19 protein-coding genes and 1 pseudogene are annotated in these 20870 nt (G+C 53.5%); 12 read left to right on the forward strand and 8 right to left on the reverse strand.

Going from position 1 to position 20870, the window contains the following annotated elements:
- The first annotated feature begins 445 nt into the window (after nt 1–445).
- A complete protein-coding gene (locus J2129_RS04175) occupies nt 446–700 on the forward strand; it encodes a hypothetical protein (protein WP_209629672.1) in 255 nt (84 codons plus the stop codon).
- Nucleotides 693–2231, forward strand: a complete 1539-nt coding sequence (locus J2129_RS04180) for a HEAT repeat domain-containing protein (RefSeq protein ID WP_209629673.1) — start codon at nt 693–695, stop codon at nt 2229–2231. Before J2129_RS04175 ends, J2129_RS04180 begins: the two co-directional genes overlap by 8 nt.
- 191 nt (nt 2232–2422) lie before the next feature.
- Here J2129_RS04180 and J2129_RS13015 read toward each other — a convergent pair whose 3' ends face one another.
- Together J2129_RS13015 and J2129_RS13020 are read right to left on the reverse strand one after the other, a co-directional pair.
- Entirely contained in the window at nt 2423–3028 is a 606-nt protein-coding gene (locus tag J2129_RS13015; RefSeq protein WP_245320607.1) for a hypothetical protein, read from the reverse strand.
- A 5-nt stretch (nt 3029–3033) separates the two neighbouring features.
- Nucleotides 3034–3639 carry a DUF308 domain-containing protein gene (locus tag J2129_RS13020; protein WP_245320609.1) on the reverse strand — a complete coding sequence of 202 codons (606 nt, stop codon included), beginning with the start codon at nt 3637–3639 and terminating at the stop codon, nt 3034–3036.
- A gap of 752 nt (nt 3640–4391) precedes the next feature.
- Here J2129_RS13020 and J2129_RS04190 point away from each other — a divergent pair.
- Together J2129_RS04190 and J2129_RS04195 are read left to right on the forward strand one after the other, a co-directional pair.
- Nucleotides 4392–5186 carry an acetoacetate decarboxylase family protein gene (locus J2129_RS04190; protein ID WP_209629674.1) on the forward strand — a complete coding sequence of 265 codons (795 nt, stop codon included), beginning with the start codon at nt 4392–4394 and terminating at the stop codon, nt 5184–5186.
- Nucleotides 5187–5198: 12 nt separating this feature from the next.
- Nucleotides 5199–6029, forward strand: coding sequence for an SDR family oxidoreductase (locus J2129_RS04195; protein WP_209629675.1), 831 nt, complete (start codon nt 5199–5201; stop codon nt 6027–6029).
- Between the two features lie 311 nt (nt 6030–6340).
- On the opposite strand, the gene J2129_RS04205 is transcribed toward J2129_RS04195, so the two are convergent.
- A complete protein-coding gene (locus J2129_RS04205) occupies nt 6341–8191 on the reverse strand; it encodes a PAS domain S-box protein (protein ID WP_348632333.1) in 1851 nt (616 codons plus the stop codon).
- A gap of 641 nt (nt 8192–8832) precedes the next feature.
- Here J2129_RS04205 and J2129_RS04215 point away from each other — a divergent pair.
- The 3 genes from J2129_RS04215 to J2129_RS04225 all read left to right on the forward strand — a co-directional run bounded on the left by J2129_RS04215 (nt 8833) and on the right by J2129_RS04225 (nt 11630).
- Complete coding sequence (locus J2129_RS04215; RefSeq protein WP_209629679.1) at nt 8833–9843, forward strand: prenyltransferase; 1011 nt, start codon at nt 8833–8835, stop codon at nt 9841–9843.
- Nucleotides 9840–10898 (forward strand): hypothetical protein, encoded by a 1059-nt coding sequence (locus J2129_RS04220; protein ID WP_209629680.1) that lies wholly within the window; start codon nt 9840–9842, stop codon nt 10896–10898. Before J2129_RS04215 ends, J2129_RS04220 begins: the two co-directional genes overlap by 4 nt.
- Before the next feature lie 258 nt (nt 10899–11156).
- The gene (locus J2129_RS04225; protein WP_209629681.1) at nt 11157–11630 is read left to right on the forward strand and encodes a hypothetical protein; all 474 of its coding nucleotides are present in this window, start codon (nt 11157–11159) and stop codon (nt 11628–11630) included.
- A 581-nt stretch (nt 11631–12211) separates the two neighbouring features.
- Here the strand turns inward: J2129_RS04225 and J2129_RS04235 are convergent.
- On the reverse strand, nt 12212–12769 hold the full coding sequence (locus tag J2129_RS04235; RefSeq protein ID WP_209629683.1) for a hypothetical protein: 558 nt from the start codon (nt 12767–12769) through the stop codon (nt 12212–12214).
- Between the two features lie 154 nt (nt 12770–12923).
- Here J2129_RS04235 and J2129_RS13025 point away from each other — a divergent pair.
- From J2129_RS13025 to J2129_RS13030, 4 genes and pseudogenes are all read left to right on the forward strand, one after another.
- A pseudogene (locus J2129_RS13025) lies at nt 12924–13040 on the forward strand (IS5/IS1182 family transposase); the annotation flags it as partial.
- A 372-nt stretch (nt 13041–13412) separates the two neighbouring features.
- The gene (locus J2129_RS04245) at nt 13413–14129 is read left to right on the forward strand and encodes a hypothetical protein (protein WP_209629684.1); all 717 of its coding nucleotides are present in this window, start codon (nt 13413–13415) and stop codon (nt 14127–14129) included.
- A 151-nt stretch (nt 14130–14280) separates the two neighbouring features.
- Entirely contained in the window at nt 14281–14949 is a 669-nt protein-coding gene (locus J2129_RS04250) for a fibrillarin-like rRNA/tRNA 2'-O-methyltransferase (protein WP_209629685.1), read from the forward strand.
- 744 nt (nt 14950–15693) lie between these two features.
- Nucleotides 15694–15924 carry an EVE domain-containing protein gene (locus tag J2129_RS13030; protein WP_348632334.1) on the forward strand — a complete coding sequence of 77 codons (231 nt, stop codon included), beginning with the start codon at nt 15694–15696 and terminating at the stop codon, nt 15922–15924.
- Nucleotides 15925–15936: 12 nt separating this feature from the next.
- Here the strand turns inward: J2129_RS13030 and J2129_RS04260 are convergent, their stop codons facing one another.
- From J2129_RS04260 to J2129_RS04275, 4 genes are all read right to left on the reverse strand, one after another.
- Nucleotides 15937–16389: a hypothetical protein gene (locus tag J2129_RS04260; protein WP_209629686.1), complete on the reverse strand. Its 453-nt coding sequence runs from the start codon at nt 16387–16389 to the stop codon at nt 15937–15939.
- A 185-nt stretch (nt 16390–16574) separates the two neighbouring features.
- The gene (locus J2129_RS04265) at nt 16575–17561 is read right to left on the reverse strand and encodes a type II toxin-antitoxin system antitoxin SocA domain-containing protein (RefSeq protein WP_209629687.1); all 987 of its coding nucleotides are present in this window, start codon (nt 17559–17561) and stop codon (nt 16575–16577) included.
- A 54-nt stretch (nt 17562–17615) separates the two neighbouring features.
- Nucleotides 17616–17939: a hypothetical protein gene (locus tag J2129_RS04270; RefSeq protein WP_209629688.1), complete on the reverse strand. Its 324-nt coding sequence runs from the start codon at nt 17937–17939 to the stop codon at nt 17616–17618.
- Between the two features lie 621 nt (nt 17940–18560).
- The gene (locus J2129_RS04275) at nt 18561–18971 is read right to left on the reverse strand and encodes a hypothetical protein (RefSeq protein ID WP_209629689.1); all 411 of its coding nucleotides are present in this window, start codon (nt 18969–18971) and stop codon (nt 18561–18563) included.
- A 523-nt stretch (nt 18972–19494) separates the two neighbouring features.
- Between J2129_RS04275 and hflX the strand changes: the two genes are divergently transcribed.
- Nucleotides 19495–20790 (forward strand): GTPase HflX, encoded by a 1296-nt coding sequence (hflX, locus tag J2129_RS04280; protein WP_209629690.1) that lies wholly within the window; start codon nt 19495–19497, stop codon nt 20788–20790.
- The last annotated feature ends 80 nt before the right edge of the window (nt 20791–20870 follow it).

A 20870-nucleotide genomic window follows, 5' to 3' on the forward strand; every position in this document is an offset into this window, starting at 1 on the left:
GACAAAGGGGTAGGAAGGCGGGTGACACACGTCTCCCCTACACAAGAGGTGAGGGGTTCTACAGAGCCGATCTTTCAGCCATAATTTCTTCTGCGAGGAAGGTCGGAGAGGTTTGGGATGACCCCTTAATCAGGCCCCGTCCTATCGAGATCCCGATCCGGCCCACATACCCTGGATCAAATGAGGGTATGGGGGTATTTTTGGGAGGGGGAGACCAGGTCAGCACGACACTCACCCCCATAGGAGGGAGAGAATGGCTGCCGAAAAAATAGGAAAATTGTATGGGTCATACTCCTCGCGTCTTTTCTCATGCTTTTGATCTTTGCCCCTGGCTCGATCATCTTCCCTCCTCTTGCTTCGTCGCGGGGGACTGAGGGGGGCGGCCAGATCCCCACAGAGATAGCAAACCTGAGGATTTCTACAAAGCCCAATTTTCAAATCTCTAATGATCCTCCTGATAGGTCTCAGTCGCCCCCACTTCCCCTGCACAATCCTCTCCAGAAAAATCGGAAGGGGTCTGAAGGCAGGTGGCGTGTCCTCCCCCTGCAAGAGGTACGGGGTTCACCTAAAATTTTTCAGAGAGGCAAACCCTGAGATCTCATCCTCCCCCTCGCTCGTGCCAGAACACAACCCTTATCACGCCGACCTCCCATCTCACATTCTAACGGCCATACCCGTAAAGGAGATCAAATATGTCTGAAAAACCCGAACTCGATCGTGTCCCTCCCCTGATCGACGCCCTCTCAACGCCATTGCTCAGGGTGCGCTCCATCGCGGTGGCGGGACTTGCCAGACAGAGGGATGCGAGGGCACTTGGACCCATCATCGAATCGGTCAGGGGCCTGGACGGCGCAGATGTGGAAGACGTCTGTCAGTATATCAGCGACGTCATCGAAGCCCTTGCTTCCTTTGGTGACAGGACCGCTCTCAAACCGTTAGTCTCTCTCCTTGATGCCGAGTTCGACGACCTTCACCCCATTGTCTGGAACCTCACCGAAGACGACAGGTCTGCTATTGAATCGATGGCAGAACTCTATGTGTATGACGTCGAACCCCTCAAAGAGATCATGTACGGGCCATATTCCGTCGGCGTCAAAAAAATGATGATTAGCCTCCTCATGGAGGTCGATACCCTGGACGCCGACCGGGTTCTTCTTGATCTGGTCCAGGACAGAGAGGTAGACGAATATCTTGTCTCTGAGGCGATCTATGTGCTGGGGGTCCATGGGTGCAGGGACGCATTCGAACCCATTTGCAGGGTCATGGCCGACAGGGAGCGCTATACCGACGACACTCGGAGTTCTGCGGCGGTCGCACTCGGGCGGATCGGGGACCAGAGGGCGCTCGCTCCCCTGGTGGTGGTGCTCGCCGACCAGGATGATGCCCCGTATTCTATGACTGCAGAGTGCGCCGCCGATGCGCTTGAGATGCTTGTGCTCGACGAAGACGAGGAGGAATGGGGGGAAGAACCCGTTGAGGGTGACGATGAGGTGTTCGGGGTGCTCATCGAGGCACTTGCCTCCCCTGACCCCGACATGCAGGTCCTTGGAGTGCGGGGGCTTGGGGCGCTCGGGGATTCCAGGGCCGTGCCCCAGATCCTTGAGGCCCTTCGAAACTGGGAAGAGAGTGAAGAGTACCTCACCTTCTGCCGGGAGGCAATCACGGCGGTGGGAACGATCGGCGATGCATCGGCGGTGACACCGCTCTTCGAGACCCTCGACGAGATCGAGCAGGAGTCCGAGGTGTTTACGGACCACTTCCTCAACTCCCAAGAACTCTATGAGGAGGCATTTCAGGCGGTGGCCGGGATGGGGGAGGAGATCGTCGGGACACTCCACGAGATCGTCGCCGGGGAATATGGCCTGGTCATCAGGGCGATGGCGGTCCAGACGCTGGAGTATTTCCATGACCAGTATTCAGAGGCGGTCCTGATCGAGGCGCTGGAGAACAGAGACGAGCAGGAGGTTGCGGCATGGGCGGCCGACGCCCTGGGGCGTCGGGGGTCGACCGGCGCGGTGGCCCCACTCTGCAGGGTCGCCTGCGACACCAGGCACTACGAGGATATATGTCGCCTCTCCGCAATCGGCGCCCTCGGCGAGATCGGGGACCCACGGGCCCTCAGGACGTTGCTGGAGATGATCTCCAAGGAAGAACACTACGGCGAGCGCGCGTCTGATGCCTATGAAGCGTTTGAGTCGATCATCGAGATGATGGAAGATCGGAGAGAATAAAGACGAGGAAGATCAGGCCTGGAAAGTCCATCTAATACTCTTTACGAGGGAGGTGTCTTCCTCCCCTATCTTTTGCAGGGAGAATGCGCGCATCGAACGCCTTCCCTTATCTGTACCGGCTGGGACGACCAGAAGAGGCGGAGGAGTCATGTTCGTACTAACAATTGAGGAGGAGTTCTACAGACCCCTTTCTACGGGATCTTTGTGATGATGCCACCCAGCACAAAGAGGAGGAGGCCGTTGACCACGACGATCCCTGCGATGACCATCCCTGAAACAAGACCCGGTATCAGCATGGTGATCCCGAAGGCGATGGCCACGAAGTTCAAGACTGTCTGGGTGACCAGGAGATTTTTGATGGTCGGGGGGAGCGGGCCGGGGACAGGGGTTCCGGCGCCGTCCTTCAGCGACAAAAACCGCTTTGTAAGGAGGACCCCTCCGCCAAGGATATTCAGGAGCCCGAGGAGGACCTGGATCACCCCGGTCAGCACCCCCGGCACAATACATGAGACCACTCCCATCGCGGCAAATACGACCCCTACGATCATCAGGAACCACGAACGCGTATACTGGCCCATCGGCGTCTCCCCGAGGGCCATCATCTGGATGGCCATGATGACCATCAGCAGACCGAGCTGGCCGTCAGGGGAGAAGGGGATCACCCCGAGGTTTACCGGGAAGAGCAGGAGCCCGAGGAGGACCAGGAGCGTCCCGACCAGGATGAGTATAGCGATGGTGAGCGGGAGGGAGACGTCCCTGAACAGTCTTGAGCGGTGCACCGGGTTCTCTTGCGTCATGGGAGTCATCCTGGATTCTCTGTCCCTTCAGGGGAGTACTCACGATGAACGGTCTGAAGGCTCCACGAGAGATAGAAAAAACTGGACCCATAGAGGATGAGGAGCACCGCGGTCTCTGGATCGGTGGTGAGGCCAGGGAAGAGGGTGACAAGCCCAAGGATGACCGAGATGAGATAGACGAGGGTGCAGGCGACGGTGAGGTGGCGCAATATTCCAGAGATCTTCATCCACCTTCTCCCCCTCTCTTCTGGGACGAACAACTGGAGAAGAAGCGTGATTCCCCCCACCGAGAGCATTATTCCGACAAGGACGCGGACGAGCGTGCTCAGGGTGCCTGGAATAAAACAGGCGACCATCCCGACGACCGCCGTGCAGATCCCGAGGATGATGACCGCCCATGACCGGCGGAGGTCACCGAAGGGGGTCTTGCCCATGGTGACGACCTGAAAGGAGATGATGACGAGGAAGAGCCCGTAGGTGCTGTCGGGCGCATAGGGGAGTGCTCCAGTATGGATCCAGAAGAGGAGCAGCCCGAAGAGGAGCATGAATATGCCAAAGATCAGGATGATCACCACTTCGAGGGAGAGGTCGGACGCCACTTTTCCTGTCAAAGAGGGGTTTTCATGCTGCTGACCTTCAGGTGCCAGAAGTCCATTCCTCCATGGATGTATTCGATAAAGGATGATGAGATGAGGCTGATCAGATAACGCACAGGAATATTCGTCGACGCATATTTAAGGATTTCTATTTTTTGTCGGGGGAAAAGGGATCACATCTCATCTCCTGCAACAGGGCAGGAGAATCAGGGATAAAACCGGGGTTCAGGCGTACGCTAGGGTCATTGCGAATTTTTCAGGCCTCACTCTTGCAGAAGAGAGAGATGGGGGATGGTTGACCATGCATCGACTTCCCCCTATATTCTTCTGCATGGGGTCTATTGAGAGATTCCAGATCTGGCGGTCAGGAAAATGTTCTGCATTTCTGGCTTTGTAAAAATCCTCTGGCTCTCTCTCTGGCGGGGGGTGTGCCGCCCCCCGAACCCCTGCGCCACGATTGGTCGTGGACGGCAATCCCTCTTCAGGGAGTTTGAATAGGTCTTTCCGGCCCAATCTTCTTCCCTGAGGTCAAGGCCGGACGGCAGAAAAGGGAGGGAGGAAGCCGCTGTATCGCTCCTGTACCTGGAAACATTGCGAGGGTTTCTACAGGACCGAAATTACCATCACCTCTACCAGTCGGCGAGATCACAGGGCATCTGATCTCTGGTTTGCGTTTACCGTATTCCCTGCTCTCTAAAACCTGGAAGCCAGAGTGAAATCCAACACTATATATATAGACGGATAATATGTGCCAGAGAGGAATATCTATGTTCCAACCGCGTCGCGACTACACGTATTTGATGCCGGTCCATTTCGGAGGATCCCTCTTTGATCCCGAGACGGTCGTCACGCAGCGATCGACCTCTCTGGCGCTCAGTTATGAGACCGAGAGAGAGAGTCTTGAACACTACATCCCTGAAGGATTTGAATTGTTGGCGCCTGAAGTGCAGGTCAACTTCAGCAAATTCACCGAGATCAACTGGATGCAGGGCGGGCAGTACAACCTCATCAATGTGGCGGCGCCGGTCAGGTTCCATGGGGAGAAGGACCAGGTGGATGGTGCGTACACCCTGGTGGTCTGGGAGAACAAGACCGCTCCGATCCTCGGGGGACGGGAGCAGACTGGTATTCCAAAGATTTATGCAGAGATCGAGGACCTGCACATCGTCAGGCCGCATTATGCCACGACAGTCAGTTACGAGGGGAACACCTTCCTCACCATGGACTTCGAGGCCACGGGAGCGGTCACCGGGGGAGACCTGGAGGCGGTAAAGACCCAGTTTGCGTCGATGAACACCCTGGGGTGGCGGTATATCCCGAAGGTGGGAGCGCCCGGTGCGGAATTGAGCCAGTTTGTCCTCTACCCACAGGGCATGGAGGTGGAATCAGCACAGGCAGGGCTGGGCACCCTCCAGTGGACCGAACTGACCCCGATGCAGAACCCTGCCCAGTATTACATCATCAACAGTCTTGCCGCGCTCCCGGTCAAAAGGGTGACGCAGGCGGTGCTGGCAGAAGGGACGGCCGTCCTTCGTGCGATGGGTGCGAGGGTCATCGAATGAGAGGTGGAACATATGGATGAGTATTATAATGGGAAGATCAGTCTTGTCACCGGCGCGAATTCGGGGATCGGGTATGCGGTGGCCGAGGAACTCCTGAAGAGGGGATCGGTCGTCTATCTGGCCGGCCGGAATCCAGAAAAAATCGCCAGGGCCGCGGCGCAACTCTCGACGTATGGGGACCGCGTCCACACGCTCGTCATGGACGTGACGGAGCAGGAGCAGGTGCAGCAGGGCATCGAGAAGACGGCGGCAGAGGCCGGCAGATTGGACTTCCTCTTCAACAACGCGGGGGTGGGGGGCACCATCCCATTCGAGCAGGCGAGCCTGGAGGACTGGAAGACGATCATCGATACCAATATCTGGAGCGTCATCTATGGAGTCCATTTTGCGATGCCGATCATGCTCGGGCAGGGCTCGGGCCATATCGTGAACACCAGTTCGATTGCAGGCATCATCCCGCCCCCGTTCCAGGCGCTCTATTCTCTCACGAAATACGGGGTGACCGGCATGACCGAGTGCCTGAAATACGAGTTTGCAGAGAAGGGGATTCACTTCTCGACCATCTGTCCTGCCAATATCGCGACCGCGATCTTCAACAAGAGCATCGACGGCAAAGCCCACGGCGACCTGCGGATCCCTGACGACGCCTATCCTGTCGAGAAGGCGGCGGCGCTGATCCTGGACCGGGTGGCGGAGCAGAGGGGGATCATCGTCGTGCCCGAGGATCCGAATACCGATGCCTGGAGGGGATATGTTCTTGGCGACCAGGAGGTGGAGGCGCAGTTGTACCAGATGGCGCGTGAGCGCAGGGAGGCGTTTGAGAAGGGGGGGACGTATTTTTGAGATCAGGCTCACATCTTTTTTCGCGACGGCATGAACACACGAACGCCCGCGATCATCTCGGCGAGTCGGGCGACAGGCATCCCGGCTTTCTATACTGAATGGCTCATGAACAGGCTGCGGGCCGGGCATGCGGTCTGCCCTTTTCCGGTGAGTTCGAGAGTGACCTCTGTCTCATTTCGCAGGCCGCGAACTTTTTTTATCAGTCCGCGCTTTGTCAGCCGGGTTATCGTCCGGGATGCGGCCGGGGGCGTTAACCCCAATCGGGAGAGGCGAACGGTTGGAAACAGAAACGCGTGACCCGGTTTCAGGACTCATATGAACCTGTACCCGCCTTCAGGCACCAGGATCTCGAACCTCGCCCCTTTGCCGGGCCGACCCGCCTCGGTGATACCGATCCCGGTGATCTCGAGGATCTCTCGTGCAAGGAAGAGGCCAAAACCGCTGTTCGTCCCACAGCCGCGCTCGAAGATCCGCTCTTTCTGGTCCTCCGGGACACCCGGACCATCGTCTTCCCAGAGGATCAGGAGGCCAGATTCGGTCTTCGAACACCAGACATGCACGGCGGTTGCTCCTTCGGCATGGCGGACGGTGTTGTCCATCAGGTTCGAAAAGACCCGCTCGACCATCGGATCGGCATAGATCGAGACGCCGGGACGGTCGCACCTGATGGGGATCGGCGCATCGACGATCTTTCCGATCAGGCCGCCCAGGGAGAGCCAGGCAGGTTCTTTCACGCCCAGTCGTTCATACTCGCGGGTGAACTCGATCTGGCGCCTGATGGCCGCCGCCGCACACTTCACTTTCCCGAGGTACCCCGCCTGAACAGCATCGACACTCATCTTCTCTACAAACTGCAGGAATCCCTGGACCACCATGATCTGGTTCAGGATATCGTGGCGGGTGATCTCTGAGAGGAGCTGGAGTTTCTTGTTTGCGTTATTGAGGGCGATCTCGGATCTTTTCTGCTCTGATATATTGTCCAGGATGATCCGGGCACCGGTGACGGTTTCCTGATTGGCAATCGGCGAGATATGTATCCTGTAGTGGGCTTTTTTTCCCCAACTGCTGCAATATTCTCCATCGAGGGGAGGGATGGAGATCCCCGACTCCATGGCTTTTCGAAGCAGCCCTGAGAATCCGTTCTGGACCAGAGGGGGAAATGTCAGGAGGTTGGCGGGGGGAGCCTCCTCCTCTCCGGGCGCCCCGAGGAGATCCAGACCACGCTGGTTGATGTAGGTGATGCATCCTTCGATGTCGCAGGTGAGGATACCGATCGGCGCATTCTCTGCAAGGTCACGGTACTGCTCCTCGCTCTCCCGCAACGCTTCTTCCATCGTTTTAAGGCTGGTGATATCCGTAAGAATGCCCTGAATGCCGATTAAACGACCTTCCCTGAGTATCGGACGGGCAGCCGTCTTCACCCAGACCGCACCACCGTCCGCTTTGAGAAAGCGATATTCGGTCGCTTCGTTACTTCCGGCGAGGCTTGAACCGAACTGCAGAAGCCGTCCTGTCCTGTCGGCGGGGTGGACGAGGTCGACATAAGACCTCCCGATCACCGCGGAAGCGGGATAACCGCCGATAGACTTGATATTCGGGGAGACATAGGTAACGGTGGCGTTTTTATCCAGGACGTAGAAGACCTCGTTGAGGTTCTCAACGATCTCGGGTGGTGCATTCACGGATAGCCACTGATATAACTCTTCGTTCTTTTTGAACGCCTCTTCTGCTCGTCTTCCGGCGACAGCACGCTTGATAGTATTACCGATCTCGGCAAACTGTTGCTCTGGGCTCCCTTCTTTCCTGATGTAGAAGTCGGCGCCGCTGTTCAATGCATCGATGGCAACATCTTCGCACCCTTTCCCGGTGAACATGATGAAAGGTGTCATGGTGCCATGCTGCCTGAGGTGCTGGAGGAACCGGATTCCGTCCATCCCGGACATCAGGTAGTCGGAGATGATGGCGTCAACGTGTTTCCCGGAGATGATCTTGCTCGCCTCCAGCGGGCATTCGCAGGTGGTGACGGTAAACTCCCCGCTCCGCTCAAGGAAGATCTTGCCTATCTCGAGGAGATCCGGATCGTCGTCGATGTAGAGGACGGAGAGGGATGCCGTGATGGTTTCACCTTCTACCGAAGAAGACAGAGATCGATCGATTTGAATCTCGCTTCCTCTATTATTGAATTAGTGATCATTTTTGATGATAAAAATATTACTATTATAATGTGAGCATGATGCTGATTACGACGAGTTTAAAAAGACGTATCATTTGAAGACGGCCGTATAGTGTCCTGAAATCATTTGACATCGAACATATCTGTCGATGCGAGCACACTCTCCGATCCGGCATCCGGGATGATTGCTCTGAACGGCCACGACAGATGGCTCATCACATTCATGGCCAATACTTCGTGTTTCATTCCGTGCTATGGGTATCAGGTCGACCAACGACTCAGTACACCATCCTGATTCTCGAACGGGGATTTCAGGAATCTGGAATCTCGCGTGAAATCCTCACAGACGATGAATCCCGGTTTGTTTCGATCAGGGGTACCGCATTGAGGAAAGCGCCTCTCGTATTCATACGGGGTGTCGGGTTCGATCACGGCGCTGGTTGTTTCGGGAGGATCCTGACATCATCGAGAGTATCGACAGCGAAAATATTAATGCCGCCCGGACCACTGAAGGCGTTCGAGGTGAAAAGTACGAAGGAGTGAATATCCGCCAGATTAACAGAGCGAGGACAGATCGTTGGTATGGAAATGTGTGCGGCGATATCCGTTTCATGATACGATCCAGAGAGTATGAAGCCATATTTTCATTTTGATGACAAAAAAACTGTGACGCCTCCTGCTACAGGAGATGGCTTCGACTTTCGCACATTCCGGCACATCCTGCGGATCGAGGGGCTCATTCCTTTTACCGGGTGTGCAATTCTCATCGGGTTTGCAGTGGCACTCTGGGAAGTCGGTTTTTCGGGCGCTGACTGGCGCTTATTTGTTCTCGCGGTTCTCGCAGTTCTCCTCGTCCACATCGATGCCCACATCTGGAATGATATCATGGATCTCGAGGTCGACCGGCGTGAAAAGAGCAGGGAAACGAAACGTGACCGGCCCCTCGTCTATGGGTGGGCTACTGTCGGCGATTACAGGAAGATGTCCGCGATTATCACGGTCCTGGTGGTGGTCCTCGCCGCATACCTGACGATGCAGCGGATTTTGATCCCACTCCTGTTTATCATGGGATTTTTTTTCGATTATGGCTATAATCATCCCCGCATCGCGCTGGCGTACCGGCCCTATACCGAATGGTACATTTTTCCCTGGCTGGTGGTCGGCGTGACGGTGACGATCGTCTATGCCGCGATCGGCATATTCTCTCTCCTGGCCTTCATCCTGTCGCTCCTGCACGGCCTGACGGTGACCTGTTTCGCGGTATCGATGATGCGTCGCGACGTCCGCTCCGACCGGCTGGGGGGGAAAAAGACATCTTCCGTCGTGTATCCGGAGATCCCACACGCCACGGTGTACGGCATCGTTACCCTGCTCGTGTCTGTCCTGATGTTCTATCCTCTTGTTTCCATTCTCGGCAGTACGAAGTTCGCATATCTTCTTATCCTCACAACGGCCGTTATCGCTGCGATGAACACGGTTTGCGGGGCACGAATCGATCAACTGTGCACCCGCGCGTTGTACTCCGTCTATCCTGATTTCGAGTCGAAAGCCAACACGGTAATGCTGCAGCAGGTGGGAGCATCGATGGTCCATGCCGTGGCGATCACCGTGATCGTACTGACATCCGGGAAGATTGTATGAACATTGCGATTGCAGGTGCCGGCATCGCCGGCGGGTATCTGGCCGGGCTTCTCGAACAGAGAGGGATCTCGCCTGATGTCTATGATGGCCGGGAACATGCCACCCGCTGTACATGCCGTTCGTGCGGGTGGGGTGCGCCGACGGGTATCGGACTGTACCTCGCCGATGTCGGCCTCGACCTGGACGACTACCTCATCGAACCCATGTCCTCCATGGATTTTGACGGCCTTGTGGCCACGACGCCCCTTTGCACCGTACATAAACCCCGGCTTCTCCAGGATCTCACGAAATATGCCAGATTGAAGCGGCAGGACCTGGTGCCGGAGAAGGCAGAGGACTATGATATTGTGGTGGATGCGACCGGGATCGGCCGGGTTCTCCTTCCTCACTGCAGGTCCGACCTGACGCTCCCGACGCTGCAGCACCGGGTAATCGTGGAATCCAGAGGGAGCGAGCGCCTTGGAGCGGGGGTGTACGGGAACCGGATACCAGGACTCGGGTACCTGTGGATCTTTCCGCTCGGCCACGATCACTATCATGTCGGCATTGGCGGTATCGGCCTCCTCCAGCACGATACCCTTCTGGAACGGTTTTATCGGGATGCGTCCGGGCAGTTTTCATTCACCCGGCAATGCGGTTGTCATGGTCTCGTCCGGGTCGCTTCTCCGTACTACTCGACGCCCTTCTCTGTCAGAAAGACGCGGAGCGACGGTTCGCCCCAGGTGATCATTGGTGTCGGCGAATCGATAGGGACCGTATCGCCGTTCACGGGAGAAGGAATTGTTTATTCTCTGGAATGTGCAAGACTTCTGGCAGATTCCTGGCCGAACCCAGAGGACTATACCAGATCGGTGCTGGGCCGGTTTGCCTGGATGAAAAAAGAGCGGGAAACGCTCGATTATCTTCTCTCACCTGAAGGAAAGAGCGGGCCGAGGCTGCGGGATCGATGGAGGTTTTTCTGCAATGCTCGTCGTTCCGGGATCGGACTTCCCATGCTGGAGGCTTTCAAGCGGATGGGTAGCCTTTCGCGATGGATGGAGGGCCCGGATGTATAATCAATAACGATTCGGGTACGATCTCGATCAAACGAGCATCTTCCTTGGCCGCCAGGTGAACGACGGGAGGGTCGGGTCGTCGGGCGCCCTCCTTTCCCCCCGGTGCGTGCCGGGGCCCTATCGGGAATAGGGATGATATGGCATATCATCCCCATCGGATGGCCTATCATGATCCGTTTCCTGATATCGTCATTACGTGTCTCGGAAACCAGCATCGAATGATCGGTATTTATTAACAGAAAAAATCCATCTCTCAAAATGAAAAGATCGTCGTTTTCCCTCCTTGTTGCGGCCGTTATCGGCCTGTTCCTCTTGACCGCCGGTTGCCTGCAGGCGCAGTCCGGAACCATCACGCCCGTCACCGATGTGGCAACCCCCTCCCCGGAAGTCACATCGCCTTCCACCCCCGACATTGTCGGGGTCTGGACCGGAACAACGACCGGGTACACCACAGCCGCGGGTTTCCGCGAAAGCAATACATCCTACACCATCACGGCACAAAAAGGGCCGGCCTTTACCGGCTCGAAGGTGTATACACGTTGGGATGGACTCGAATATTCCGAGAACCTGTCTGGTGTCATCTCCAGTGCCGGGGAGATCTCCATTGTTGAACACGATGACGGCTACACATTCGGTACATTCATCGGACCCGATGAGATCGAACTCCGGCACCTCCAGGACGGGGACAATGCAATGGCCTTCATCGTCTGTCTCAACCGGGACAAGAACTGATTTTCCCCACCTCTCTTTTGTTTGACCTGGATCGGGCGGCGACATCTTCGGAGAAGAAGGGGAGATCCCGTTTCTCCTGTCATGATGCTGCCGACAACCGTCAGGAGATCACCCATGATGTTTCTTTCGATCATGCACACACACAGGATCTTGACAATCTCCTGATAGTCCACCCTGGTCCCATCCTGATCCTGTCTCAACAGCACCGAGACAAATTGCCCGCCCTCCTGCTGCTGGAACACCGGGGAAGGGAGCCCCCTTGCCCGCTTGCGGAGATCGATCATACGGGAGTGCCGGTACCGACCTTCTCGATGTAGTGGGCCAGAAACAGTGGTTCTGCAAGGAGAAAATTGAGCGAAATCGAGGCATGCGGGACACGAAATCCTCAGGTGTGAGAGGGATGGCAACTGTCTCGGATTCCACACCTCCGGCCGGTCGGCGAAGAGCATGACCTGGACTGATCTCCTCTGCGGCCTTATGGTTGGCGGCAAGGGCGTATGCCGTTGAGAGTTGTGCGACGGTATCCAGGAAATCTTGCTTGCCGTCTGGTTGTTTGAGGATATGGTTCATGCCGCCGTTGATCAGAGCGAGTCGGCCCATCGGGTCGCGCTCTTCCATCCCGACCAGTCGAAGCCGTGCATCAGGTCACAGCAGACCTGATACTTCTCCATCATCATGGCGACGGCTTCTTCGAGTTGGTGGACATCGAGGCCTTTGTGGTCTTTGCTGGTAAATTCGGCAAGGGCCTTCTTCATCCTGGGTGCGATACCGATATAATCGACCACAAGGCCGCCAGGTTTGTCTTTGAAGACGCGGTCGACCCGGGCGATGGCCTGCATCAGGCCGTGGCTCTGCATGGGCTTGTCGACGTACATGGTGGTGAGGCAGGGGGCGTTGAAGCCAGTGTTCCACATGTCACGGACGATGACGACCTTAAAGGGATCTTCGGGGTCTTTGAACCGTTTTCTCAGAACTTTGATCTGCTGTTTTGTCCTGATGTGTTTCTGCCATTCCAGTTTTTCCGACTTGGTGCCGGACATGACAACCTTGATCGCACCGGTTGTGTCGTCGTCGCTGTCCCATTCAGGGTGGAGGTGGATGAGGGCGTTGTACATCTCGACGCAGATCCGGCGGCTCATGCAGACGATCATCGCCTTGCCCTCGAGTGTCTCCTGTTGTTGTGCAAAGTGGCGGTCGATGTCGGCGGCGACGATCTCGATCCGGTGCGGGGTGCCGACGACGGCTTCGAGGGCGGCCCATTTGGATTTCTATTCGTGGAGGACAGGAAAGACCAGAAAGAGGTTCCTGAAGGCACGCAGATACTGGTATCAGGTCAAGGAGATCAAGATCAAACTGATCCTCTACAACCTCAAGATGGTAATGAAAAAATCTTTTCTTGCTGTTTGTTGAGGAATTCTACAGAGCCGAAATTGCCAAAATCAATAAAGTTTTAGCATATGCAGTTACCTCATAGCAATGTTTATATGCAGACAAATTAGATCTTTATTGCATGAAGAGTTTATAATGCCATTATGTGGAAACATATAATAGTATTACATAAATAATTCATGCCCCTCCAGACGGAGGAAGTATTATTGATATAGTTATACCTATATTTTTATTATAGGCATACGTATCAATACACTTATTTTTGCTATTATTATTATATGGGAGATTTGTTGCAGAATTCGTTCCAAATGATCAAATTCGGCACGTAATGAGACCATTCAAAAAGTAAAACCACTTGAGATCTCTGATAGATGATCTTACGAGGTGGCTGATATGCATAAGTTAGTACAGACTAACATAGATCAAACTAAGCAAGATATCAAAGTAGCACTAGCTAGAGATGAAATTATGAAAATCGCTATGCGTCTGCTCAGAGATTTGGATCATAATGTTCCAAATTACTACAATCGACTTATAGAATTCTTTAAGTTATATTTTCCTGAAGCAGAGCATAAAATACAAAGCCCTAAACAGTTGCTCATGTTAGCACAGAAAGGCGCTCAGCGTGAAGTTCTGGCTAAGCGATTGAAAATCTCTAGCCAAAGTTTTGGGTTAGATTTGCGCATGAAGGACATTAAGTTTATTGAGCAATTTGCATCGATGCTATTAATCTCTGGAAAGATGAAGAAAAACGAGTTATTTGTAGTTGAAACAAAAAAATATATACAAGAATTGGTTGCTGAACTGACTCCAAACATGGCTAAAATAGCTAGTTATCGAATTTGCGCAGAACTTGTTGAGCGAGCAGGAGGATTGCGTAATTTAGCTTTTTTGCCAGCGAGTAGAATACAATTGTTAGGCGCTGAGACAGCTTTATTCAGACATATAAGAACTGGTGCTAAACCCCCCAAATACGGTGTCCTTTTTCAGCATGCAACGGTTAAGTCTGTTGAGCCTCAAGAAAAAGGAAAAAATGCTAGGCGAATAGCTTGTAAGCTGGCTATTGCTGCTAGGAAAGACTACGCAAGGATTTACTACGCAAGGATTTAAAAAAACAAAGTAAAGAAGGTGCCCAATGATGAAATTAACGACATCGCCTGAGGGCACCCCAATATTCTTTACATTAAAAATAAGCTAGCTATTGCTGCTAGAAAAGACTACGCAAGACTTTAAAGTAAAAACAAAGAAAAGGGAGTATCTAATGATGAAATTAGACCAACATCGCCTGAGGACCCCCAATATTCTTTACATTAAAAACAAACTAGCTACACCTAATCTTATTCCAGGCAAGCAAGTTTATGGTGAAAAACTTGTCAAGAAGAACAACAAAGAGTATCGACTTTGGAATCCTTCACGTAGCAAGCTAGCTGCGGCCATCCTGAAAGGATTGAAGAATTTACCTCTAAAATCAGATAGCACCATGTTATATCTTGGTGGAGCATCTGGTACAACTATTAGCCACTTAAGTGATATATTAACAAAGGGCGTAATATTCACTGTAGAAATATCACCAGAACCGATAAGGGAACTCGTATTCCTATCAGAAGAGCGAAAGAATATTGCTCCAATATTGGCTGATGCTAATAGGCCCGATGTATATCAGAATAGAATACAAAAATGTGATTTCTTATATCAAGACGTAGCTCAAAGAAATCAAGTAGATATTCTAATCAAGAATGCTGAGTTTCTGAATGAAAATGGCTTAATGTACATCGCTGTAAAAGCGAGAAGCATCGATTCTACTATGCCGGTAAATCAAATATTCATGGATGTTAAAAAACAACTAAGCGCTAAGTTTAAGATATTAGAAGAATTGAAATTAGAACCTTATGAAAAAGACCACTTATTCCTAGTGCTTAAAACTAAGTGAGTACGACAGGATTCAAGCGACATGCGATAGAAGATACTTTCTCCAAATATACTTGGAGTTCCTGTACGACCGATATTTCAGTTGCTATTTTTTTAGAGGAATTCTACAGAACCCTACAATCATACTCCAATCAGGGCGTTCAAATATCAATTTAGATCCGTCTGTTGTGCAATCCCGGGTAGAATATGTGGAACCATTTCTACAATCTTCTACAATCCGATCCCCAATCGTTCCCCGATCCCGTATGGAAGATATCAACTCATAGCCGCTTATTATTCGATTCAAGGGGGAAAAATTTGAGATAATTGCCCCAATCTTCCCCAATTACTCATCCCGCATGAGAGATTGAGCCAGTTCCTCCTTAAGGTTCTCTCGCGTCTGAAGGTTTGTTCTGAGGAAAAAGCACTGTTCAGAGGACATGGCATGAAGTCACCGGTATTGGTGCGTCTGTCTTCTCTCGTGCCTCGTCCATCTCCCGACACTTTTTTCCGAACAGGAGGCGCATTGCGAATATATGACCCACTGGCTCGCCATCTCCAACCGTGAGAACTCAGACATCACGATAAAAAAGCAGATCTAGGGCGTCCCGAAGAGATACATCAACACGATCAGCAAGACCCAACCTCGGCGACACCCTCCTCGTCTATGTCGGGCAGGAGGTGATCGACAAGGACACCACACTCCCGCCGGCGCTTCCCCGGGTGCTTTGCGATCACCTCTGCCGTCTACGAGGACGCAAGGCCGATCTTCACCGCTCCAAAAAAACTCGGGGCCGAGGTCTTCCCCCTCAGGATCAGACTGAAGACCGTCGAGGTCTTCGACCCACCGATGGAGTTCAAGCCTCTCATCCCTGATCTGAAGTTCATCAAGAACAAGAAGCAGTGGTCCGGACACATCAGGGGGCAGGCGATGCGAGCGATCCCGGAGGAGGACTACGCGTTCATCATGAAGGCGACGGAGACGCCGCGGGGCTAAATGTCATCGGAATCAATGGTTTGTGTCCCCAAGGAACCGCACATCAACCAATTCTGTCAGGTCCAGCACCCGCTCCCGGTTCCGCACAATATGGGCCCCGTCCCCGGTCCAGAGCACCAGACCCGGCATCGAGCATGCCAGGTCGTGGGCGTCGAGCACCACCTCGATATCGTCGGGGTCGTCGATGGAGGTCAGGTCCTGGTAGAGGTCGGCATAGGGGGTCCGTCGCCGGTGTAGAGAGAGCACCGACCGGTCCTCCAGGCGGGCGAGGCGCCGGGTGCATTCCAGTTCGTAGCAGGCCTTCACGCCCTCAAACGCCCTCATCGTCGCCCTGGGGTCTCTCCCACTTGCGGCGATCGCCTGCGCCACAATATCCCGGATCCTCCATGCCCCAGCCTCACCCTCAAGCGCCTCGACCGATGGGTTCCGTTTCAGTGCGGCGATCGCCCGGCGGAACTCGCGCACAATATTTTTCTGGACCGTGGCGCACCGTCCACCCTTCTCGATCCCAAAACATTCCCCCCAGACCGAGGTGCTCGTAAAATTTAGTTCGGGGTCGTCGAAGACTGAGGTCGCCGCCCGGCCCCACCCGTCGGCGGCATGAAAATAGTAGCCGATCAGGACGTTGCTGTCGTGAAAATAGGGCAGACCTATCTCCTCCCCGGCGACAGGTTCTCCAGCGCCAGGGACCGGGAGAGGTGCATCGTCCGGTCGAGAAGGTCGCCCCCGTCCATCTCGACCGCACAGAGATCTTCAGGATGCTCCTGGCAGAGATCCTCCCTGACGGCATCAAATTTCTCCTCCACTTCCTCGCAGTACGCCGCCAGTTCGTCTTCCTCCACCATACCGGCATGCACCGCACATGAGACGAAACACAGGGCGTCGCAACACTCAGCAGTCAGGGACGAGACCGCCGCCGGGTTCACCCTGAGGGCGGACCTGAAAGTGTCGTCCCATGCGAGGAATGTGTCATAAAAGACGGCGAGGGTCGGCAGGGGATATTGCACGACGAGATCGTCGAGGACTTCTTCCACCTTCACGACCCGCTCGTGGGCAAGAGGATAGATGGCCTCCGCAAGGTCCCGGGACAGGGGGGTCATGCGGGTACAGAACTCCCGCTGGAAACCGTCGACAAAGAAACCGAAATTTTCAAGGAGCCGGATCTCGTCAGCATCCAGGCCGAAGTAGTCCGGCGGGATCTCGTCACCGTCTCTGAACTCTCTCCAGAGCCTGAGGTGGTGCGTAAGGGAACTGACCGTTGCTGCCTTTTTTGTTCTGAGTGCGGTCAGAACCATATGAAAGAGGGCGAGTTCGTAGCGGCTGAAGATCTCAGTCTTCACCGGCACCCTGACCTGAAAGAGGTAGTGGTCATAGGGGCCGGTGACCGGATTGTTTCTGCTCCCTCTGCTCTTTTTGACCGTGAAGAAATCGTTTGTCTCGCCGGTAAGCGCGTATGCCACTGAATCGACAGGACCGTTGGGCATTCTGAGGTAGATGCTGTCAAAGAGGGTAACGCCCCGCTGGTTATAGTGGATGAGGTCGACGAAAAAGATGAACTTCATCAGTTTTGTCCGGCCGATGGCGGGGTCCTGCTCCATCGCATAGAGCATTGCATGGATTTTCTTGATTTTTTTCATTCCATCACCCCCACATCGCCGGAAACGAAGCGCCGTTTTCCGGGCGGTATGCGTCTATACTCCTCGTATGACGGATACAAAAAGATAACTCTTTCGGAAGGGTGTGCTCTGAACGGTCGCCGACGCCCGTGGATCATCCCCGTCGGGATTCACCCGCTCACCCCCCTTCCCCATGTTCCACTCCCGCACCAGCCGGGCATAACACGCCTCGCAGAGCACCACCCGTCCATCACCAGACCAGTGCACCGCCTTCCTCTCGGCACACACATCGCAGCGGCCCAGGTCGGTGCGCACCCGCGTGAACTCTCCGCAGTCCAGGACACCAGGGAGCGGGAGTACCTTGTTTGCACATGTGCACTGGATTGCACTGGGTTGCACTCTGAAAGTGCCACCAAACGGGGGAACCTTATGGCCTTGTTTCTCGATCCGGGCGATATCGATTGGATCATGATCGTCATGTGCACCAGAACGCTGATCGCACCCACCCTCACCCGGAGACCCCGACCGATCAGGGGTGGTGGGTGCATCCTCATTCTGGTGCAATCTAGTACTATGAGAGAGAGAGATCTCTCTCCTCTCTTTAGAATAGGTACTCCGGGGCCGTTCCTTCGTCCCCTTGCTTTGCACATCCTCAGTGCAAATACGGTGCAAACCAGGTGCAAACGTGCCATCATCGTCGGGAGGTCGGGATCGGGGTCACGGTCACGGTCGAGCCAGACATGCGCACGTCCGCTCCACCGACGATATACTGACCGGTCGAAGGAATAATGGTGCTCCCGCCGGCGGACTATGGAGCCGTCGACCTCCTCGGAGATCGTGGTGTCCACGAACCCGACCGCTGGGCACTTCTCCAGCAGCCCGGTGTAGGAAGAGCCGCCGTTGTTATACCCGTTGAGGATCCTGCGGGTCTGGCGGTACGAAAGCCCGAGCGCCTCCTGCAACATGCGGACGGTGAAGACGTCCCAGCCCATCGCGGCGACGGTCTCCAGGGCGGCGGCCTCATTTTTTGTCAGCTTCGTCTCCTGCCCGCCTGAGTCGCCGTTGATCGCGGCGTAGATCCGGGCCGCCGTCGTAGTGCTCGCGCTGGAACCGGTGCAGCAGCGCCGAGGCCTTGATGAGGTCGAAGAGCATGCCGGGGTTGCGGCGGTTGGCCGGCACCGAGAACTGCACCTGTTCGGCGTACGGGATGGAGATATGGAGACGCTCTTCTTTGAGCACCTCCCACATCGCCCGGCAGACCGACAACGCCGGATCTTCGGCGTCGGCCTCCGCCTCCTTCATATGCGCAAGCACCCGTTCGTCCTGTTCGAGCGAGTCGTCGATCCAGACCGTGAGCATCCGGTTCATCACCTGGTCGTCGCCCGGGTCTTCGACCCTCGCCAGCCACCAGACACAGCGCTCCCGGCGCAAGGGTGCGGGAAGGTACGTCGATCAGAACGGCCGCCCGGATCGTAGAATCTTTCCCGTCATCTCGCGCCGGGGGAAACCCCCCACGGACCGAAGATAGCCGGGGGGCGGCGAAGTGAACATGATCCCCGCCGATTCTCCTCTCTTGATAAAGAGCGATCAAGCAACGAGAAATTTTCATCCCGTATGCTTGAACCCTACGTTCATGCCCGATTCTACAGAGCCGAAATTGCCAAAATCAATAAAGTTTTAGCATATGCAGTTACCTCATAGCAATATTTATATACAGATAAATTAGATCTTTATTGCATGAAGAGTTTATAATGCCATTATATGGAAACATATAATAGTATTACATAAATAATTCATGCCCCTCCAGACGGGGGGAGTATTATTGATATAGTTATATCTGTATTTTTATTATGGGTATGCGTATCAATACACTTATTTTTGCTATTATTATTATATGGGAGATTTTTTGCATCGTCAAATGGAAAATGTTTAACATTACAAATTGAGGAATTAAATGACATTCGAAACGGAATTCGTATCAAATGATCAAATTCAGGGCTGTACAACGAGAAGAATTATTGTTGTCCAGCGAAATGATCCGAATTCTGATGCTGCTACAAATTCGCGGAAGCTCTTAGAACTCAAGGAGTTAGCACGTGCTGTAAATTATGTGGTTGTTGGCACATTTGTGCAATCAAGACATCCTGACAGGAAGTACCAGATAGGTTGCGGTAAGGTGGATGAGCTTGCGGAGTTTGTGGAATCTCTGGATGCTGAAAAAGTTATTTTTAACAACCCGCTTTCAATGACGCAGATCTATAACGTCTCTGAAGCGTGCAAATGTGGAGTAATAGACCGGTTCCAGCTGATCCTTGAGATATTTGCTGCAAGAGCCACGACAAGACGTGCAAAACTGCAGGTAGAACTTGCGGAATTACAATATGAACTTCCGAAAGCAAAGTCTATCGTTTCCCTGCAGAAGAAGAAGGAACGGCAGGGGTTTATGGGCCTTGGAAGTTATGAAGATTCGTACGAGCAGGATATTAAGAAAAGGATCGCACGGATCAGGGCCGAACTTCAGCAAGGAGTCGGGAGCGAAGAACAACGCACTTTCCGGCATGAAAAAGGATTTTCCCTTGTAACTCTGGCAGGGTATACAAATGCGGGAAAAAGTACTCTTTTCCAGTCACTCATAGAGGAAGAGACAGTCGTCAGGGACATGCTCTTTACGACACTCTCTCCTACAACACGTTCTCTCACGGTAAATCGTAGAAAAATGCTTCTGACAGATACTGTGGGATTTATCTCAGACCTCCCACACTGGATGGTGGATGCTTTCCGGTCAACGCTTGATGAGATATTCATGGCTGATATCATTCTTCTTGTGGTGGATATGAGTGATCCGGTGGATATTATTCAAGAAAAACTGGCTGTCAGCCATGATATCTTCTTGGGGAGAACAGAGGGTGCTGTAATTGTTACTGCTCTTAACAAGGCTGATCTTATTCCTGAAGAAGAGCTGCAGGAAAAACTGGAAGTGATCCGTGATCTTTCTCCTGCTCCTGTCATGATATCTGCCAAATCAGGAGAAGGTCTTACTGAACTGAAACAACTTCTCTTTGAGAAACTTCCTACATGGGAACATTGCAGGATATCCATCCCGACATCCGAAGAGGGTATGTCCATGGTATCGTGGCTTCATGATGAAGGCATTGTGCACACAGTCGAGTATGGGGATTCCATTCTTATGGAAATAGAAGCAAGGGATGAGATAATTCAAAAAGTACAGCCTTTTATCATGTCTTCTTAAGACTATTAACATTCGGTTATTTCTTTCGGATACGTGCGAAACGTCGATTGAAAAAATTCAAAAACATTTTTTGTTCAAAG

Source organism: Methanofollis sp. W23 (assembly GCF_017875325.1).
Lineage (GTDB): Archaea > Halobacteriota > Methanomicrobia > Methanomicrobiales > Methanofollaceae > Methanofollis.